The organism is Aminobacter sp. HY435, assembly GCF_027568395.1.
GTDB lineage: Bacteria > Pseudomonadota > Alphaproteobacteria > Rhizobiales > Rhizobiaceae > Aminobacter.
In genome coordinates, this window is sequence record NZ_JANKZL010000009.1 from 99,898 (window position 1) to 116,902 (window position 17,005).

General features: G+C 64.2%; 12 protein-coding genes and 1 tRNA gene. 6 read left to right on the plus strand and 7 right to left on the minus strand.

Features of this window, described 5'->3' with window-relative positions; translation table 11 throughout:
* Positions 1-20: 20 nt before the first annotated feature.
* On the minus strand, positions 21-632 hold the full coding sequence (locus tag PCJ21_RS14635; protein WP_269932153.1) for an HAD family hydrolase: 612 nt from the start codon (positions 630-632) through the stop codon (positions 21-23).
* A 7-nt stretch (positions 633-639) separates the two neighbouring features.
* Positions 640-1,752: an A/G-specific adenine glycosylase gene (gene mutY, locus PCJ21_RS14640; protein WP_269932154.1), complete on the minus strand. Its 1,113-nt coding sequence runs from the start codon at positions 1,750-1,752 to the stop codon at positions 640-642.
* 56 nt (positions 1,753-1,808) lie between these two features.
* On the opposite strand from mutY, the gene PCJ21_RS14645 reads away from it, so the two are divergent.
* The 3 genes from PCJ21_RS14645 (at position 1,809) to smc (ending at position 6,703) form a co-directional block, all read left to right on the plus strand.
* Complete coding sequence (locus PCJ21_RS14645; protein ID WP_269932155.1) at positions 1,809-2,306, plus strand: DUF721 domain-containing protein; 498 nt, start codon at positions 1,809-1,811, stop codon at positions 2,304-2,306.
* Between the two features lie 143 nt (positions 2,307-2,449).
* Positions 2,450-3,184 (plus strand): DsbA family protein, encoded by a 735-nt coding sequence (locus PCJ21_RS14650; RefSeq protein WP_269932156.1) that lies wholly within the window; start codon positions 2,450-2,452, stop codon positions 3,182-3,184.
* Positions 3,185-3,244: 60 nt separating this feature from the next.
* Positions 3,245-6,703 carry a chromosome segregation protein SMC gene (smc, locus tag PCJ21_RS14655; protein WP_269932157.1) on the plus strand — a complete coding sequence of 1,153 codons (3,459 nt, stop codon included), beginning with the start codon at positions 3,245-3,247 and terminating at the stop codon, positions 6,701-6,703.
* A 73-nt stretch (positions 6,704-6,776) separates the two neighbouring features.
* On the opposite strand, the gene PCJ21_RS14660 is transcribed toward smc, so the two are convergent.
* Together PCJ21_RS14660 and PCJ21_RS14665 are read right to left on the minus strand one after the other, a co-directional pair.
* Positions 6,777-7,544: a glycosyltransferase family 25 protein gene (locus PCJ21_RS14660; protein WP_269932158.1), complete on the minus strand. Its 768-nt coding sequence runs from the start codon at positions 7,542-7,544 to the stop codon at positions 6,777-6,779.
* Positions 7,545-7,716: 172 nt separating this feature from the next.
* The gene (locus PCJ21_RS14665; protein WP_269932302.1) at positions 7,717-8,253 is read right to left on the minus strand and encodes a TetR/AcrR family transcriptional regulator; all 537 of its coding nucleotides are present in this window, start codon (positions 8,251-8,253) and stop codon (positions 7,717-7,719) included.
* Positions 8,254-8,402: 149 nt separating this feature from the next.
* Between PCJ21_RS14665 and PCJ21_RS14670 the strand changes: the two genes are divergently transcribed.
* Positions 8,403-9,551: an efflux RND transporter periplasmic adaptor subunit gene (locus PCJ21_RS14670; RefSeq protein ID WP_269932159.1), complete on the plus strand. Its 1,149-nt coding sequence runs from the start codon at positions 8,403-8,405 to the stop codon at positions 9,549-9,551.
* Positions 9,548-12,631, plus strand: coding sequence for an efflux RND transporter permease subunit (locus PCJ21_RS14675; RefSeq protein WP_269932160.1), 3,084 nt, complete (start codon positions 9,548-9,550; stop codon positions 12,629-12,631). Before PCJ21_RS14670 ends, PCJ21_RS14675 begins: the two co-directional genes overlap by 4 nt.
* A gap of 133 nt (positions 12,632-12,764) precedes the next feature.
* Here the strand turns inward: PCJ21_RS14675 and PCJ21_RS14680 are convergent.
* Together PCJ21_RS14680 and PCJ21_RS14685 are read right to left on the minus strand one after the other, a co-directional pair.
* A tRNA-Gln gene (locus PCJ21_RS14680) sits at positions 12,765-12,839 on the minus strand.
* Between the two features lie 118 nt (positions 12,840-12,957).
* Complete coding sequence (locus tag PCJ21_RS14685; RefSeq protein ID WP_269932161.1) at positions 12,958-13,293, minus strand: VOC family protein; 336 nt, start codon at positions 13,291-13,293, stop codon at positions 12,958-12,960.
* Between the two features lie 205 nt (positions 13,294-13,498).
* On the opposite strand from PCJ21_RS14685, the gene ppdK reads away from it, so the two are divergent.
* Positions 13,499-16,165 (plus strand): pyruvate, phosphate dikinase, encoded by a 2,667-nt coding sequence (ppdK, locus tag PCJ21_RS14690; protein WP_269932162.1) that lies wholly within the window; start codon positions 13,499-13,501, stop codon positions 16,163-16,165.
* 150 nt (positions 16,166-16,315) lie between these two features.
* Here the strand turns inward: ppdK and PCJ21_RS14695 are convergent, their stop codons facing one another.
* A complete protein-coding gene (locus PCJ21_RS14695; protein ID WP_269932163.1) occupies positions 16,316-16,957 on the minus strand; it encodes a hypothetical protein in 642 nt (213 codons plus the stop codon).
* Between the last annotated feature and the right edge of the window lie 48 nt (positions 16,958-17,005).

Genomic DNA, 17,005 nt, shown 5'->3' on the forward strand with positions numbered 1-17,005 from the left:
GCCGATCGGCCGGTTTCCAGTCACCGTCCGATCCCGAGACGCTCGAGGTCCGCCTCGAGCGTTTTCGCGTTTGTGAACAGCACCGCCTGCCAGCCGGCGTCGATGGCGGCGTTCACGTTCTTCTGGCTGTCGTCGATGAACAGCGAGGCTTTCGGGTCGAGGCCGAAAGTCTCGACATGCAGGTCGTAGATGCGGCGGTCGGGCTTGATCAGGCCGACATCGCCCGAAACGGTGACGCCACGCGGCTTTTCGAGAAACGGGAAGCGGCCGCGCGCCTCGCGAAAGGTGTCTGAGGCCCAGTTGGTCAGCATGGTGACGTCGTGGCCGGCGGCGACCAGGCTTTCCATCAGCGCGACACTGTCTTCGTAGTGATGCGGCACCATCTCGTGCCAGTGCTGGCGGAAGGCGCGAATGCTGTTTTCGTGCTCGGGAAACTGGGCGATAAGCAGCGCTTCGGCCTCTTCCCAGGTGCGGCCGCGATCCTGTTCGATGTTCCAGTCGCTGGTGCAGACATTGTCGAAGAACCAGCGCCGCTCGACCGGGTCCGGGATGATGCGGCTGAAGGGCAGATCGGGGTCGTAGTGGATCAGCACCTTGCCGATGTCATAGACGATGTGGCGGATTTCACTCATGGCTTGCCTAGCGTCCTCGCTTCGTTGCGCCCGGTATGGCAGCTTCGATGACCTTTTTCATGACGGTTGGCAAGGCTTCGCCGTTAAGCTCGTCCGGAGCGGACCAGAACTGGCCGTCAGTTGCCACGTTTCGGTCGATTTCGGCCCGAAACACGTCGAGTTCCAGTGAAAAATGGGTGAAAACATGCGTGATTGTACCCTTGCGCTGCCATGCGGCGGGGAAGGGCGCGCTGCCTTCGCCCGTTGCGCCGTCGGTCCGCGCGGTCCAGCCGGTCGTCGGCACCTCCGTCATGCCACCCAGCAGGCCCTTGCCGGGACGCTTGCGCAGCAGCACCGAGCCATCGGGCGCAACCGCGACGAAGGCCGCACCCCGCCGCATCGGCTTTTCAGCCTTGGGCGGCTTGACCGGATAGAATTCGGGATCGCCATTGGCGATCGCGCTGCAGTCCTCGCGCAGCGGACACAGCATGCAGCGCGGCCGGCGCGGCGTGCAGATGGTGGCACCGAGGTCCATCATCGCTTGGGCGAAGTCGCCCGGCCGTGATGCTACGAGCATGCGCTCGACATGGGTGCGGATTTCGGGCTTCGCCTCGGGCAGGGGCGTTGCAATTGAAAACAGCCGCGTGACGACACGCTCGACATTGCCATCGACCACCGCCGCCGGCAGGTTGAAGGCGATCGAGGCGATGGCCGCCGCCGTGTAGGGGCCGATGCCGGGGAGGTCGCGCAGGCCTTTTTCGCTCTCGGGAAAGCGGCTGCCGGGCAAGGCGGCGACCATCTCGGCGCAGGCCTTGAGATTGCGGGCGCGAGAATAGTAGCCGAGCCCGGCCCATGCCTTCATGACGTCTTCTGTCTCTGCCGCAGCCAGGGCGGCGACGTCCGGCCATTTTTCCACGAAGGCGCGGAAATAGGGCTTTACCGCCTCGACTGTCGTCTGTTGCAGCATGATTTCGGAAAGCCAGACGCGGTAGGGATCGGGTCGCGCCCCGCTGGCCAACTCGCGCGGCGGCATGCGCCATGGCAACTCGCGGTGATTGGCGTCGTACCAGGCCAGCAGCCCGGCGGCGATCCTGTTGTCAGCGTCATCGGCATGCTTGCGGGTCTGTGCTGGGGATGCCATTGGTGGTCGGAACTGCCTTCGGCTTTACATGTCGACAAGGTTACCTGGAGAACGACATGGCAGGGAAAAGGTGGACGGGCAATCCCGTTCCGGTGAGCGATCTGGCAAGTGCCATCCTCGATCCCGTTCTGCGCAAGCGTACCGGCATCTCCGTCGGGCTGGTGCAGTCGTGGGAGGAGATCGTCGGTCCGCGCCTTGCGCTCAATTCGCGGCCGGAGAAGATCCAGTGGCCGCGCCGGCTGCATGAGGACGATCCGTTCGAGCCGGCGGTCCTGATCGTCGCCTGCTCGGGTCCGGCCGCACTGCATCTGCAGCACGAGACCGGCGAGATCATCGGCCGGGTCAATTCCTATCTCGGCTTCAACGCCATCGGCCGCATTCGCATCGTCCAGAAGCCGGTCTCCGGCAATGCCGCCAAGCCGCGACCGCGTCTGCGCAAGCTGACCGACGCCGAACAGGGCAAGCTCGCGGGAACGGTCCGCTTCATCGAGGACGAGGGCCTCAAGGCGTCGCTGGAAAAACTCGGCGCCAGCATTCTCGGCAGCCGAAAGTAGATACTGAGGTCTTTCTCGCGCATTCGTGATCGATAGCGCGTCAAATCGCAATTGGTTTGGGGACAGGCATGCCTTAATTCGCGCCAACTCTCGCTTTCACGTAACTCGTCATTGCAAAATTCAACCATCGTCAGGTGATTCGTATGCTCCGTTCCATTTCCCGCAGGACCGCACTTACCGGGTTGGCCGCCGTTTCGGCCGCCGCACTGCTTTCCGCCTGCAGCGACTCTGGCGAACAGGCCAACGCGGCAGCGCCCAAGCCAGCAGAGCCGGCAGCGCCTGCGGCTCCGGCGACGCCGGCCGCTGCGGCGGTAAAGGCGCCTGATGCGCAGGGCACCGTCGACATGGCGAAGGTGCTCGAACCAGGTGCCCTGCCTGACATGGTGATGGGCAAGGCCGATGCGCCGGTGACCATCGTTGAATATGCGTCGATGACCTGCCCGCACTGCGCGCATTTCCATGAAACGACACTGCCGGCGCTGAAGACCAAATACATCGACACCGGCAAGGTCCGGTTGATCTTCCGCGAGTTCCCCTTCGATCCGCTGGCCGAGGCGGGCTTCATGCTTGCGCGTTGCTCCAAGGACAACTACCTGCCGATGGTCGACGTGCTGTTCAAGCAGCAGTCGAACTGGGCGGCGTCGCAGACGCCGAAGGATGCGCTGCTGCAGATTTCCAAGCTTGCCGGCTTTACACAGGAGTCGTTCGAGGCCTGCTTGACGGACCAGAAGCTTCTGGACGATATCAGAGCCGTGCGCGCCCGCGGCGAGAAGGACTTCAAGGTCGACTCGACGCCGACCTTCTTCATCAACGGGAACGTCTACAAAGGGGCAATGACCATTGAGGAAATGTCGGCGGTTATCGACGGCATGCTCTGACAGGCTCATGGCGCCGAAGCTTGATGGCTTCGGTGCCTGCTTCCGTGCGGATTGGCGCGAATGAAGTTCTCGCGCCTCCGCCTTCTCGGCTTCAAGTCATTCGTCGAACCGGGCGAGTTCGTCATCGAACGTGGCCTGACAGGCATTGTCGGCCCGAATGGCTGCGGCAAGTCCAATCTGGTCGAAGCACTGCGCTGGGTGATGGGCGAAAGCTCATACAAGAACATGCGCGCCTCGGGCATGGACGACGTCATCTTCTCGGGTTCCGGCACCAGGCCGGCGCGCAACACCGCGGAAGTGACGCTTTTCCTCGACAATTCCGACCGCACCGCGCCGCCCTCCTTCAACGACGCCGACGAACTGCAGGTGTCGCGCCGCATCGAGCGCGAGGCCGGCTCCGTTTATCGCATCAATGGCAAGGAAGCGCGTGCCAAGGACGTGCAGTTGCTGTTTGCCGACCAGTCGACCGGCGCACGTTCGCCGTCGATGGTGGGGCAGGGCCGCATCGGCGAGCTCATCCAGGCAAAGCCGCAGGCGCGCCGCGCGCTGCTCGAAGAGGCGGCCGGCATCTCAGGTCTGCACACCCGCCGGCATGAAGCCGAGTTGCGGTTGCGCGCCGCCGAACAAAATCTCGAGCGCCTCGACGATGTCGTCGGTGAACTGGAAAGCCAGATCGAGAGCCTGAAGCGCCAGGCGCGCCAGGCCTCCCGCTTCAAGAACCTGTCTGCCGACATCCGCAAGGCCGAAGCCACCCTGCTGCATCTGCGCTGGACCCTGGCCAAGGTTCAGGAAGGCGAAGCGCAGTCGGCGCTGGCGACAGCCACTGCGCTTGTCGGTGATCGCGCCGCAGCCCAGATGGCCGCCGCGAAGGACCAGGCCGTCGGTTCGCACAAGCTGCCTGAGATGCGCGACGCGGCTGCAGCGGCTGCGGCGGCCTTCCAGAGGCTGTCCATCGCCCGGACGCAGCTTGAGGAAGAAGCGGGCCGCATCAATTCGCGCCAGAGCGAGCTCGATCGCCGCCTGCAGCAGCTTGACGCCGACATTGCGCGCGAGCAGCGCATGATCGGCGACAATGCCGCCATCCTCTCGCGCCTCGACAACGAGGAACGGGCGCTGCATGACGAAAACGCCGGCGCGGTCGACCGCGAGACGGCAACGCTGGCAGCGCTTGAGGAGGCCAAGGCAATCTTGGCTCTCACCGAGGTCGAACTTGGCCGGGTGACGGCCGAGCGCGCCGAGGCGGCGGCCGGACGCACCCAGGCCGAGCGCGCCATGCGCGATGCGGCCGAGCGCCGCGACCGCTTTGCCCGCCAGCTCTCCGAGCTCGATCGCGAGGCCGGCGAGATCGCCGCTCGTATCGGCGCGCTGGCCGATCCGGCCGAAAAGCAGATGCTTGCCGAGGCTGCACAGGAAGCGCTGGAGGAGGCGGAGTTCGCCGCCACCGAGGCCGAACGCGCCGTCGCCGACGCGCGTCAGGCCGAGGCTTCGTCGCGCACGCCGTTGCAGGAGGCCAAGGCCGAGCTCGCGCGCATCGAGACCGAGGCGCGCACGCTCGCAAAGATCATCAACGCCGCTTCCGGGGACCTTTTCCCGGCAGTGCTTGAGCAGATCGGCGTTGAGCGCGGTTACGAAACCGCCCTTGGCGCAGCCTTGGGCGACGATCTCGAGGCCGCCCTCGACCGCGCAGCGCCGGTTCATTGGGGCGATGCCGAGCCATCGCCGCAAGACCCCAGGCTGCCCGAAGGGGTTCGCAGCCTGGCGGATCTCGTTCGCGCCCCCCGCCAGCTGGCGCGCCGGCTGGCCCAGATCGGCGTTGTCGAAGCTTCCGCCGCCGGAGAGCTGCAGTCGCGCCTCGCGCCCGGGCAGAGACTTGTCAGCCGCGAGGGCGGTCTTTGGCGCTGGGACGGCCTGACGGCAAGCGCCGACGCGCCGACGGCCGCCGCGCAGCGCCTCGCCCAGAAGAACCGGCTTGCCGAACTCGACGCCGAGGCGATCGAGGCGACCCTTGTCGTCCGTTCCGCCGAAGAGACCCTTGCCCGCGCCGAGGCCGCGGTCCGTGAGGCGACCGAGGCGGAGCGCCAGGCGCGACAGGCGTGGCGCGATGCGCAGCATCAGGTTGGCGCCGCGCGCGATGCGCTGGCCCAGGCCGAAAAGGCCGCCGGCGAACTGACCAGCCGCCGCGCGGCGCTGGAAGAAGCCCGCTCTCGCGTCGCCGATTCGCATGAGGAGGCCCAGGAGGCATATGTCGAAGCCGAGGATATGCTGGGCTCGGCGCCCGATCTTGCCGACCTGCAGATGCGCCTCGAACAGCTTTCCGGTGCAGTCGCGCGCGACCGTTCGGCATTGGCCGACGCCCGCGCCGTGCACGACGGTCTAAGCCGCGAAGCGGAGGCGAGGGCGCGCCGTCTGACGGCGATCGCGTCGGAGCGGCAAAGCTGGGTGCTGCGCGCCGAAAGTGCAGCCGAACAGATCGAGGCGCTGGCCGAGCGGCGCGAGGAAGCCGCCGCTGAACGCGAAACGCTTGCCGAGGCCCCGGATGAGTTGGACGCCCGTCGCCGGAGTTTGATGTCGGAACTGAGCCGCGCCGAGGCGGCGCGCAAGGAGGTTCAAGACAGGCTGCAAGAAGCCGAATCCAGGCAGGCGGTGCTCGACAAGGCGGCGACGGCGGCGATCCAGGGACTGGCCGAAGCGCGCGAGGCGCGTGCCCGCGCCGAAGAGCGCCTGACCGCCGCGGACGAACGCCGCCGCGAGATCGAGGCGCGTATCCAGGAAGTGCTTGCCACACCGCCGCACCTGGTCATCCGCCACACCGGCCTCGAAGCTGACAGCCCGATGCCGGATCCTGCCGAGATCGAGCGCACGCTGGAGCGCCTGAAGATCGAGCGCGAGCGGCTTGGCGCGGTCAATCTTCGCGCCGAGGAAGAGCAGAAGGAACTCTCCGATCGGCTTGAGGCGATCGTCTCGGAGCGCGAGGATATCATCGAGGCGATCCGCAAGCTGCGCCAGGGCATTCAGGGCCTGAACCGCGAGGGACGCGAGCGCCTGCTCGCGGCATTCGACCTGGTCAATGGCCACTTCAAGCGCCTGTTCACGCACTTGTTCGGCGGCGGCACGGCAGAGCTTCAGCTGATCGAGTCCGAGGATCCCCTAGAGGCGGGGCTGGAAATCCTGGCGCGCCCGCCCGGCAAGAAGCCGCAGACGATGACGCTGCTTTCGGGCGGCGAGCAGGCGCTGACGGCGATGGCGCTGATCTTCGCGGTGTTCCTGACCAATCCGGCGCCGATCTGCGTGCTGGACGAGGTCGACGCACCGCTAGACGACCACAATGTCGAGCGGTTCTGCAACCTGATGGACGAGATGGCCGCCTCGACCGAGACGCGTTTCGTCGTGATCACCCACAATCCCATCACCATGGCGCGGATGAACCGCCTGTTCGGAGTGACCATGGCCGAGCAGGGCGTGAGTCAGCTGGTGTCGGTCGATCTGCAGGCCGCCGAGGCGCTGCGCGAAGCAAGCTGAGCTCAAGGATCGGTTTCACGTCAACGAAAAAGCCCGCTGCGAGCCGAAGCGGGCTTTCCATCGAGTGCTGCGATCAGTTGGATTTGAATTTCAGCCGGTTCTGGTTGCGATAGCGCCGGTAGTTGATCTGACGCAGCGCGGTCTGTCCCAATGCCTTCACCGAAACCGTCCAATGCCGCTTCTGCTTGATATGGTTGCGGTCAGCTTCAAGCAGGCTTCCGCCGAGACGCTCGCTGATGTCGGTGACCAGGTTGGGCCGAACAGACAGCACCCGCAACTTGAGCTCCCAGAAGTATTTGATGTCCTCGTCGATCTGACGATAGACGCGCGGGCGGCTCAGCATCTTCTCGGCACCCTGCCGGGTGATGAGGTAGCCGACCATGCCGGCAGTCGGGCTGCCATGCGACACGATCGCCACGTCGCCGACGTTGACTTCATCGACAACCGGTCGCTGCTGAAAGTCAAAAAGCTTGAGAATGTCCCATTCGACAGGCGCAGCCAGGAGCCCTTCCATCCGTTCGGTGAAAGCAGCCGGGTCGAGCAGTCGAAAGTCGTCCTCCAGTACCAGGGCCAGGGGCTGTTCTGTATCGAGGAACTCGCGCATCGCCTTGCGATGGCTGGCATAGGCGGCGACTTCGACGGGCGCCAACGGCCGCTTGCAGCGACGCCTGTTCATCTGGGGATCGTAAAGGCAAACGGTCTCCGGGCTTTGCGGAGTCAGGCCCTGCACGAACTGGAACGGCCAGCCCAACGCTGCGAGTTGCAGGTTGGCAGACTTGCGGCGCGGCCCGGATTCGACGTCGACGGTCACAACAAGTGTGAGCGGCTTGGAGTGCTGCATAAAGCTCACTAAAATACGAGTATCGCCAATCTAAACGTAGCTACCGGGCAAAATATCCACGCGGCGGAATTTCTATTTGCACGTTCTTGGTTGCATGTCATCAACTTTATGCAACGTATGGTAGGGGATTGCCCATGAGGAAAAGCTGCCCCGGCCCGCTACCGCCAGCACATTACGACGCGTTCGCCTCAGCGAGCAAATAGGAAATCGCCATGTTGCGTTCATCTTCATGGAGTATGTCCATGTCGAAAAGCTTCATGCTTCGCAGGCCCTCGATAACCAGGAAGGCCACCAGCAGCTTGGCAATATCGGGGGTTTCTGCTTTCAATTGATCGAGCAGATTGCGCTTGAAGTCGCGGACCGGCTGGAGGAAGTCGGGGTCTTCGGCAAGTGCAGCCAATACGCCCGCCGCAGATGGTTGCTTCTGGTCGCATTCCTGGGCCGACAGCTCGATATAGGCGGCGAGGCTTCGAGCGGGATTGTCTGACGCCCTGGCGGCCAGCGCATGCTCGAAAGTCTTGAGGTATTCCTCGACCAGGCCCTGCATGAGCTTGGCCTTGGTCGGAAAATTGTAAAGGAGACCGCCCTTTGACACACCAGCACGCTGCGCGACTGCTTCGAGAGAAAGATTGCCGGGGCCGACCGCATCTGCCAGTTCGGCAGCGGCAGCCAGAATCTTCTCACGGGAACTCGGCCTGTGGCCTGACATGGGCAACGCCTCCTTGTTCACTCTCTTTATCGTGGATTGACATTACCGTCCAGACGGTACAGTAAGCATCTCGAATTTGGGTCTTGCTGAAGCTGGCCCTATTTGCGCGTGGCCCGTCCGGGCGCAGTTCCAAACGATTGGGGTCTCCTTTGATCAAGCGTCTCATCATCGCACTCGTGCTGCTGGCCGTCGTCTGCGGCGGCATCGTCGGGTTCAACATCTTCCGCGACAACGCCATCGAGCAGTTCTTCGCCAACAGGCAGGCGCCCGCAGCTGCTGTCGCCGCAATCACCGTCGAGGCCTCGACCTGGACTCCGGGTATCGAGACGATCGGAACGGTCGGCGCATCCCAAGGCGTCGATCTCGGGGTCGAAACGACCGGCATCGTCAAGGAAATCAAGTTCACCGCCAATCAGCGCGTGAACAAGGGCGATGTCCTGATCCAGCTCGACGACAGCGTCCAGCAGGCCGATCTCGCGGCAGCCAAGACCCAGGCCGAACTCGACCAGCAGTCGCTGGACCGGGCGATCGAGCTGAAGCGTCGCGGCGTCGGTTCGGACGTCACGCTCGATGCAGCCCGCGCTGCCGCGTCGACGTCGGTGTCGCAGGCCCAGAAGCTGCAGGCCGTGCTCGACCAGAAGCAGCTGCGGGCGCCGTTCTCGGGCACCATCGGCATTCCGCGCGTCGACGTCGGCCAGTACCTGGCTCCAGGCACCATCGTGGCCACGCTGCAGGACCTCGAAACGATGCGGGCCGACTTCACTGTTCCCGAGCAGCAGCTCGACCTGCTGAAGAGCGGCCAGCCGGTGCGTTTCGGCGTTTCCGAAGACGACATGCCCTTCCGCGGCTCGATCGTCGGTATCGACCCGAAGGTCGACCCGCAAAGCCGCCTCGTTTCGGTTCGCGCCGAGATCACCAATCCCGAAGGCAAGCTGAGCCCTGGCCAGTTCGTGCGCGTTCGCGTCGAGCTTCCCGAGGAAACCGGCGTCGTAGCCGTGCCGCAGACCGCGCTGGTCACCAGCCTTTACGGCGATTTCGTCTACATCGTCGTCCCGGCCGAGCAGCCCGAAGGCCAGCCCGCAGCCGCGGCAGATGCCGAAAAGCCGACGGTCGCCAAGCAGGTGTTCGTCGAAGTTGGTCGCCGTTCGCAGGGCCGCGTCGAGATCACCAAAGGTGTCGCCAGCGGCGATAAGCTGGTCGTCGCCGGGCAGAACAGGCTGAGCAACGGCGCCTCGGTCAAGATCGACAACACGGTTTCGCCCGTGGCCTCGGCCAACGCAAAGGCGGCGACAAAATGAGTTTCTCGGATATCTTCATCCGCCGCCCCGTCCTGTCGACGGTCGTGGCGCTCATGATCCTGCTCCTGGGTTTCCAGGGCATCTTCAACCTGTCCGTCCGGCAGTATCCGGAGGTCGAGGAGACGGTGATCACCATCTCCACGGTCTATCCGGGCGCCAGTGCCGACCTGATTCAGGGCTTCATCACCGCTCCGATCGCCGCCGCTGTCGCGACGACCGAAAACATCGACTACGTCACCTCCAAGAGCAGCCCGTCGATGAGCACGGTGACTGTTCAGATGGAGCTCGGCTCGGATCCCGATACGGCGCTGACGGAAGTCATGTCCAAGGTTCAGCAGGTGCGCGGCCAGCTGCCCAGCGACGCCAAGGACCCGACGATCGTCAAGGGCACGGGCATGCAGTTCGCCATCATGTACCTGGCGATGCAGAACCCGAACATGAGTTCGGAAGAGCTGACCGAATACATCGAACGCGTCATTCGTCCGCGCATGTCGACCATCGAGGGCGTTGCCGAAGTGCAGGTTCTGGGCGCGGCGAACTATTCGATGCGCGTCTGGATCGACCCGGTGAAGCTCGCCGCGCGCGGCCTGACCGCCGCCGAAGTGCTGCAGGCCATCAACGCCTCGAACTTCCTCTCGGCGCCTGGCAAGACCAAGAACGAATACGTCACCTATTCGATCACCATGAAGTCGACGCTGCAGACGCCTGAGTCGTTTGCCGAGTTGCCGCTCAAGTCGGAGAACGGCAACGTCGTCCGTCTTGGCGACGTCGCCAAGGTCGAACTGGCTGCCGAAAGCACCGACACCGTCGTCAACTTCAATGGCGAGCCGGGCACCTTCATCGGCATCTTCCCGACGCCGTCGGCTAACCCGCTGACCACCGCGGGCGCAGTCATCGCCGAGTTGCCGGCGATCACGGCGAGCCTGCCCGAGGGCATGACCATCACCATGGTCTACGATTCGACCGAGACCATCAGCGCGTCGATCGATGAGGTGTTCAAGACCATCGCCGAGGCCGTTGCCATCGTCGTCGTGGTCATCCTGCTGTTCCTCGGCTCGTTCCGCTCGGTTCTGATGCCTGTCGTCACGATCCCGCTGTCGCTGATCGGTGTCTGTTTCGTCCTTCTGATGATGGGCTATTCGATCAACCTCTTGTCGCTTCTGGCGATGGTTCTGGCGATCGGTCTGGTCGTCGACGACGCCATCGTCGTGGTGGAAAACATCCACCGGCACATCGAAGAGGGCATGACGCCGATGCAAGCGGCGTTCAAGGGCATGCGCGAGATCTTCGGCCCGGTCGTCGCCATGACGATCACGCTGGCGGCGGTGTTTGCGCCACTCATCTTCACCGGCGGTCTGACCGGTTCGCTGTTCCGCGAATTCGCCGTCACCCTTGCCGGCGCAGTCGTCATCTCCGGCTTCATCGCCGTAACGATCACGCCAATGATGTCGGCGCGCCTGTTGAAGTCGGGCGGCCACAGTCGCTTTGCCGCTCTGGTCGACCGCACCTTCGAACGCATCGCCAACCGCTACGAGCGGATGGTGGCGGGCTCGCTCAACTACCGGCCGGTCACGCTGCTTGTGGTCATCGGGCTCGTCTCGGTAACCGGCTTCATGTTCTTCAAGACGTCGACCGAGCTCGCGCCTGAAGAGGATTCCGGTGCACTGTTCTCGCTGGTGACGGCCCCGCGCTACGCCACCACCGAATACACCAGCCTCTACACCGACCAGATCCGCGACCTGACCAAGGATCTGCCGGAGCTCAAGGCCAACTTCTCCATCGTCGGCATGGGCGGAGCGACCAATTCGGGCTTCTCGGTCTGGGCGTTCAAGGACTGGGCCGATCGTGATCGCTCGCAGAAGGAACTGCAGGCCGACATCCAGGGCCGTCTGTCGAAGGTTGCCGGCGTCGAAGCGCTTGTCTTCGCGCCGCCCTCGTTGCCGGGCGCCGGCGGCGGCCTGCCGATCTCCATCGTCATCCAGTCGACCGGCGATCCAAGCCAGGTCTACGAGGTGGCGAACGAGATCAAGGAAAAGGCGCAAGCTTCCGGCCGCTTCATCGTGGTCCAGAATTCGCTGGCCTTCGACGCTCCGCAGGTGACGGTCACAATCGACCGTAACCGCGCGGCGGCCTTGAACCTGTCGGTCCGCGACATCGGCACCACGCTGAGCCTGCTCGTCGGTGGTGGATCGGTTGCGGAATTCGACCGCGATTCGAACAGCTACGACATCATCATGCAGGTGCCGGAAGAGTACCGCGACAATCCCGAGAAGCTCGGCGAGTTCTTCGTCCGCAGCGTCAACGGACAGATGGTGCCGCTGTCGGCCGTGGTGCAGATCAGCACCAACGCATCGCCCGCCTCTATCGAGCAGTTCAACCAGCTCAATTCGGCGACGATCTCGGCGCTGCCGGTGCCGGGCGTGACGACCGGCGAAGGCCTCAAGGCGATCGAGGAAATTGCCGGGCCGCTTCTGCCCGCCGGCTTCTTCGTCGACTATGCCGGCCAGTCGCGTCTCGAAAGCGAGCAGGGCAATACCATCCTGATCGCCTTCGCGCTTGCCATCGTCGTCATCTACCTGGTTCTGGCAGCACAGTTCGAAAGCTTCCGCGACCCGCTCATCATCATGATGTCGGTGCCGTTGTCGATCTTCGGCGCGCTTGTGCCGCTGAACCTCGGACTGGGCACGCTCAACATCTACACCCAGGTCGGTCTGATCACGCTCATAGGCCTGATCACCAAGCACGGCATTCTGCTGGTCGAGTTCGCCAACCAGCAGCGCGAGGAGCACGGCCTGTCGCGGCGTGAGGCGATCATCGCATCGGCCAAGGTTCGCCTGCGCCCGATCCTGATGACCACCGCCGCCATGGCGCTGGGCGTCGTGCCGCTGATCATCGCCTCGGGCGCCGGTGCTGCCGCACGCTACTCGATGGGCCTGGTGATCTTCTCGGGCGTTATCGTGGGAACCATCTTCACCCTGTTCGTGGTGCCGATGTTCTACACCTTCATCGCCCGCAAGGACCGGGCAGAGCATGCCGAGCTGCCAGACGCAGCGCAGATGGCCGAACCGGCCCATCACTGAGGCAAGCAAGGCTTGAAATGAAAAGGCCCCGGAGAAATCCGGGGCCTTTGGCTTTTTGCGTGGCAGAAATGCTGAACAGGCCCGCACATGCAGGTGTGCAATCTGATGACACTGGTTTGGAAGATCTGGGCGATGGCTGGGGCGCCAGGATTCGAACCTGGGAATGTCGGTACCAAAAACCGATGCCTTACCGCTTGGCGACGCCCCAACGAGCCTTGCGCTTTCGGATATCAAGCTGCAGGCGAGTCAATCGACCGCCGCCTTATATGCAGTGTGCGGCAAAAGCACAATCGCGCCTTTGCCGCTTTTCCAATGCTGAAAACCGTCTATTCGCCCCAGACCGCCAGTTCGTTGCCCGCCGGATCGGTGAAGTGGAACCGCCGCCCTCCCGGAAAGGCGAATATCGGCTTGATGATCGTGCCGCCTGATTCCTCGACGGCGGCAAGCGTCTCTTCCAGCGCTTCCGAATACAGGATCGGCAGCGGCTTGGCCGGGGCCTGCGCCTGGAAGCCGCCTTCCAACCCTTCGTCGAAGGCCGCATATTCGGGGCCGTAGTCGGTGAAAGTCCAGCCGAACGCCGCGCTGTAGAAGGCCTTGACGTGGTCCAGCGTGCCGCCTGTTGCCGCCATTTCGATATAGTCGAGCTTGCCGGTCTTTTTCATCGTCATCTCCGCAGTTTGTTCTATTTATGTTCTACAATGGCGCCCGACGGCCCGCAAGGCCGGCGGAGCATCGGACGATTAATCGATTGTAGCTCGTGCCCGTGCGGAAACGCGCCTTGCCTTTCGCACCGCAGCATCATATCGCTCCCGCGAGAAGCAGACCGCAGCCAGGTTTGCCTCCACACTCAGTCGGCGAGGAGAAGGCATGACAAAGTGGGTCTACAGGTTTGGCGACGGTGCGGCGGAGGGGCGCGCGAGCGACCGCGACCTGCTCGGTGGCAAGGGTGCCAATCTCGCCGAGATGTGCAGTCTCGGCCTGCCGGTGCCGCCCGGTTTCACCATCACGACCGGGGCCTGCAACTGGTTTTATGCCAACGGCCGCAATTATCCCGGGACGCTCGAGAGCGAGGTTCGCACGGCCCTCGAACACATCGGCGCGATCGCCGGCCGCAGGTTTGGCGATGCGGAAAACCTGCTCCTGGTGTCTGTGCGCTCGGGCGCACGCGCTTCGATGCCGGGCATGATGGACACCGTGCTCAACCTTGGCCTCAACGACGTGACCGTCGAGGCATTGGCCAAGGACGCGGGCGACGCACGGTTTGCCTATGACAGCTACCGCCGCTTCATCACCATGTATTCCGACGTCGTGCTGGGCCTCGACCACGAGGTCTTCGAGGAGTTGCTCGAGGACGAGAAGGGCAGGCTCGGCCACGAGCTGGACACCGACTTCACCGCCGAGCAGTGGCAGGACGTCATTGCGCTCTACAAGGCCAAGGTCGAGGAGGAGCTTGGCCGCTCCTTCCCGCAGGACCCGCACGAGCAGTTGTGGGGCGCCATCGGCGCGGTGTTCTCGTCCTGGATGAACCATCGCGCCATCACCTATCGCCGCCTGCACGACATCCCCGAAAGCTGGGGCACGGCCGTCAATGTCCAGGCCATGGTGTTCGGCAACATGGGCGACAGCTCGGCCACCGGCGTTGCCTTCACCCGCAATCCCTCGACCGGCGAGAAGATGCTGTATGGCGAGTTTCTGGTGAACGCCCAGGGCGAGGACGTCGTCGCCGGCATCCGCACGCCGCAGAACATCACCGAAGCGGCGCGCATCGCAGCCGGCTCCGACAAGCCGTCGCTGCAGAAGCTGATGCCGGAGGCATTCGCCTCGTTCGTCGCGATCTCCGATCGCCTCGAAAAGCACTACCGCGACATGCAGGACCTCGAATTCACCATCGAGCGCGGCAAGCTTTGGATGTTGCAGACCCGTTCGGGCAAGCGCACCGCCAAGGCGGCGCTCAAGATCGCCGTCGAGATGGCGGCCGAGGGCCTGATCAGCAGGGACGAAGCCATCTGCCGCATCGAACCGGGTTCGCTCGATCAGCTGCTGCATCCGACCATCGACCCCAAGGCGCAGCGCGAGGTCATCTCCGTCGGCCTGCCGGCATCGCCGGGCGCGGCCACGGGCGAGATCGTGTTCTCGTCCGACGAGGCCGAGGAAATGAAGTCGGCCGGCCGCAAGGTGATCCTTGTCCGCATCGAGACCAGCCCCGAGGACATCCACGGCATGCATGCCTCGGAAGGCATCCTGACGACGCGTGGCGGCATGACCAGCCACGCGGCGGTGGTTGCGCGCGGCATGGGCAAGCCCTGCGTTTCGGGCGCCGGTTCGCTGCGCGTCGACTACCGCGCCGGCACGTTGACAGCGCTCGGCAAGACCTTCCGCAAGGGCGACATCATCACCATCGACGGCTCCAACGGCCAGGTGCTGAAGGGCTCGGTGCCGATGCTGCAGCCGGAACTCTCGGGCGATTTCGCCGCCATCATGGAATGGGCTGACGCAGCCAGGCGCATGAAGGTGCGCACCAATGCCGAGACGCCCGCCGATGCGCGCATGGCGCGGTCGTTCGGCGCCGAGGGCATCGGGCTCTGCCGCACCGAGCACATGTTCTTCGACGACGACCGCATCGTCGCGATGCGCGAGATGATCCTCGCGGACACCGAAAACGGCCGCCGCAAGGCGCTCGACAAGCTGTTGCCGATGCAGCGTTCCGACTTCCTCGAACTGTTCGAGATCATGGCCGGCCTGCCGGTGACGATCCGCCTGCTCGATCCGCCGCTGCATGAATTCCTGCCCAAGACCGAGGACGAAATCGCCGAGGTCGCCGAGGCGATGAAGGTGCCCGCCGACAAGCTGCGCCAGCGCACCGAGGTGTTGCACGAATTCAACCCGATGCTCGGCCATCGTGGCTGCCGCCTCGCCGTCTCCTATCCCGAGATCGCCGAGATGCAGGCGCGCGCCATCTTCGAGGCCGCCGTCGAGGCTGGCAAGAAAACCGGAAGCCCGGTCGTTCCAGAAGTGATGGTGCCGCTGGTCGGCCTGATGAAGGAGCTCGACTACGTCAAGGCGCGGATCGATGCGGTCGCCAAGAGCGTCATGGAAGAGACTGGCGTCAACATCGACTATCTCGTCGGCACCATGATCGAGCTGCCGCGCGCCGCCATCCGCGCCCATGTGATCGCCGAGGCGGCCGAGTTCTTCTCCTTCGGCACCAACGACCTGACGCAGACGACCTTCGGCATCTCGCGCGACGATGCGGCGTCTTTCCTGGAAACCTATCGCCAGAAGGGCATCATCGAGCAGGATCCGTTCGTTTCGCTTGACATCGACGGTGTCGGCGAACTGGTCAAGATGGCGGCCGAGAAGGGCAGGGCGACGCGGCCTGAGATCAAGCTCGGCATCTGCGGCGAGCATGGCGGCGACCCGGCTTCGATCCGCTTCTGCGAAAGCGTCGGCCTCGACTATGTCTCGTGCTCGCCATTCCGCGTGCCGATCGCACGCCTGGCGGCTGCGCAGGCTGCAGTGAAGGCGAAGGGGTAGGTGCGACGACGTATGTCAATCAGCCGACGCATGCCGCCGCCGGCGGCCTGGTAGGGCCTGCTTGAGCTGAAGGCCAAGGGCTGCGAGTTTGTACGGCTCGACGATGCCGAGGACGACGGCACCGACGATACGACGAGCTGACAAAGCCGCTCAGGCCGCGGCGCGAAACGCCTCGACCACGCCGACATAGGCTTCGGCGAGCTTGGCCAGCGGACTGGTGCTGCGGGATGCCGACTCTACCCTGAGCTTGCCGCCGGTAACCGGCAGCGATAGCAGCAGGAACTGGCGTCGGCCGCCGTCGCCGATCGACGCTGCGGCGACGTGCCTGTCTTCGCCGTCCTCGTCGATGCGCATCTTGAACAACAAGATGCCGCCGACAGCTTCGAGCGAATCGTCGACCATCTGGGCGAAGTCCTCGTCCGAAATGATTTCGGCGACAATCGCCGGCGCTTCGATGGTCATCGGCGTCGCCTCGGCTGCGACTTCGACGGCCAGATCCTCGGGCGACAGGTCCAACAGGCTTGGCTCTTCTGCTACGGCTTCGTCCGCCGTCTCGATTGCGGTCACGTCTCCGATGTCGTCGACCGGATCGTCGTCGGCCGGTGCATCGTCGATGGCGTCCGCCTGGACCTCAGAAGCGTCGTCGAGAACGGCAGCGTCGGCAAGCAGCGCCTCTTCCGCCGCGACGAGATCCTGCTCGATCGTCGAGGGTGCAATCTGTTCGGGAGCGGGGTGCTCCGGCGCATCGTCCTGCGGCAGGTTCTGGTCCTCCGCGCGAGGCTGCGTATCCATGTGATCCCTCACATTAATTTACCCACCGCGCCAGCCGGTAACAAAGGT

Excerpts from the sequence above, each read along its gene's own strand:
- PCJ21_RS14685 (WP_269932161.1), bottom strand. The coding sequence starts at position 13,293 with ATGAAAAAGACCGGCAAGCTCGACTATATCGAAATGGCGGCAACAGGC.
- PCJ21_RS14660 (WP_269932158.1), bottom strand. The coding sequence starts at position 7,544 with ATGCAGCACTCCAAGCCGCTCACACTTGTTGTGACCGTCGACGTCGAA.
- PCJ21_RS14675 (WP_269932160.1), top strand. The coding sequence starts at position 9,548 with ATGAGTTTCTCGGATATCTTCATCCGCCGCCCCGTCCTGTCGACGGTC.
- smc (WP_269932157.1), top strand. The coding sequence starts at position 3,245 with ATGAAGTTCTCGCGCCTCCGCCTTCTCGGCTTCAAGTCATTCGTCGAA.
- PCJ21_RS14650 (WP_269932156.1), top strand. The coding sequence starts at position 2,450 with ATGCTCCGTTCCATTTCCCGCAGGACCGCACTTACCGGGTTGGCCGCC.
- PCJ21_RS14665 (WP_269932302.1), bottom strand. The coding sequence starts at position 8,253 with ATGTCAGGCCACAGGCCGAGTTCCCGTGAGAAGATTCTGGCTGCCGCT.
- ppdK (WP_269932162.1), top strand. The coding sequence starts at position 13,499 with ATGACAAAGTGGGTCTACAGGTTTGGCGACGGTGCGGCGGAGGGGCGC.
- PCJ21_RS14635 (WP_269932153.1), bottom strand. The coding sequence starts at position 632 with ATGAGTGAAATCCGCCACATCGTCTATGACATCGGCAAGGTGCTGATC.
- PCJ21_RS14695 (WP_269932163.1), bottom strand. The coding sequence starts at position 16,957 with ATGGATACGCAGCCTCGCGCGGAGGACCAGAACCTGCCGCAGGACGAT.
- mutY (WP_269932154.1), bottom strand. The coding sequence starts at position 1,752 with ATGGCATCCCCAGCACAGACCCGCAAGCATGCCGATGACGCTGACAAC.
- PCJ21_RS14645 (WP_269932155.1), top strand. The coding sequence starts at position 1,809 with ATGGCAGGGAAAAGGTGGACGGGCAATCCCGTTCCGGTGAGCGATCTG.